The organism is Variovorax sp. KBS0712, assembly GCF_006323185.2.
Taxonomy (GTDB): Bacteria; Pseudomonadota; Gammaproteobacteria; order Burkholderiales; family Burkholderiaceae_C; genus Variovorax; species Variovorax boronicumulans.
The window spans coordinates 1-1,433 of the sequence record NZ_VCCD02000011.1 but is presented as its reverse complement, the minus strand read 5'-3'; the positions used below and the strand labels follow the sequence as shown (position 1 = coordinate 1,433).

At 70.6% G+C, this 1,433-nt stretch carries 1 protein-coding gene; it reads left to right on the top strand.

Going from position 1 to position 1,433, the window contains the following annotated elements; translation table 11 throughout:
- Positions 1-1,433, top strand: a 1,433-nt coding sequence (locus FFI97_RS33500) for an Hpt domain-containing protein (protein WP_185993777.1), incomplete at both ends; no start/stop codon positions are given.

Below are 1,433 nucleotides of genomic sequence, written 5' to 3'. Positions count from 1 at the left end.
CCCGCACCGCTCGAAGCGCTGCCCAGCGGTGACGATTTCGATTTCCTCGCACCCCCGAAGACGCATGCACCGGCCGAGCCCGCCGTGTCGCACGCCGAACCCGAGCCCGCCCCGGAAATCGAAGCGACGGTGCCGACCGCGTCGGGCCTGCCCGATCTCGAATGGGCGCCGGAGCCGCTGCCGCTGGCGGCTGCGGAGCCTGTCGCCGAGACGGTGGCACCTGTCGAAGTCATCGAGGCCGCCGAAGAACTGCCCGCATTGGAAGTGCCGGTTGAACTGCAGCCGGAGCCGGAACCTGTGTCGGCGGCCATCGAAGTCGCCCCCGAGGCCCCCGTTGTCGTCGAAGAGCTGCCAGCCGCCGTCGTGGCCGAACCGGAACCCGTGTCGGAGCCTGAGCCCGTGCTGGCCGAGGCCACTCCTGAACCCGAGTCTTCCATCGCCCCGAGCGCCGAAGACCAGGTCAAGGTGATCGGCCCGCTGCGCATCGGCATCGCGCTGTACAACGTCTACCTCAACGAAGCCGACGAATGGTCCCGCCAGCTGGCGACCGATGTCGGCGAATGGGCGCTCGAAACCCACGAGCGCCTGCCCGACTCGACCATTGCGCTGGCCCACTCGCTGGCCGGCAGCTCGGCCACCGTCGGCTTCCACAGCCTCTCGGGCATGGCCCGCCTGCTCGAATCGGCGCTGCAGCATTTGCAGATGCAGGGCAGCGGCACGCGCGAACAGGGCGTGGTGCTGGTCGCCGCGGCCGACGAACTGCGTCGCCTGCTGCACCAGTTCGCCGTCGGCTTCCTGCGTGATCCGTCCGAAGCCACGCTGCAGGCGCTGCGCGAAATCGCCGCCGCACCGATGCCGCCCGAAATCGCCGCGGCCCGTTTCGAGACGCTGCTGCCCAAGCAGGTCGTCGCCAACGACGCCTTTGCCGACGTGGTACTGGACGACAACGAAGACGCCATCGACCTGGCCGATGCGGTCGACGTCGACCTGTTCCCGATCTTCGAGGAAGAGGCCGCCGAACTGATGCCGCAATTGGGTGAGGCGCTGCGCCAGTGGTCGCACCACCCCGACGACGCCGCGCCGCGCGCCTCGGTGCTGCGCACGCTGCACACGCTCAAGGGCAGTGCCCGGCTGGCCGGCGCCATGCGCCTGGGCGAGCGCGCGCACCGCATGGAGTCCGAGATCGAACTGCTGGGCTCCCAGGGGGCGGAGCGGGCCGACATCGAGAAGCTGCTCACCCGCCTGGACACGCTGCAACACACCTTCGATGCCCTGCGCGCGGCCGACGACGCCGCCCAGGTCGAGGTGGCCCAGCTGATCGCCACCGCCAGCCCGACCGCGCCCGCCATCCAGCGCGTGCAGGCGGCGCCCGAGGTGCGCGAGTCGGCGAACGACGACCAGGCCGAAGCCGCTTCCGCCGAAGCCGCTGCTGA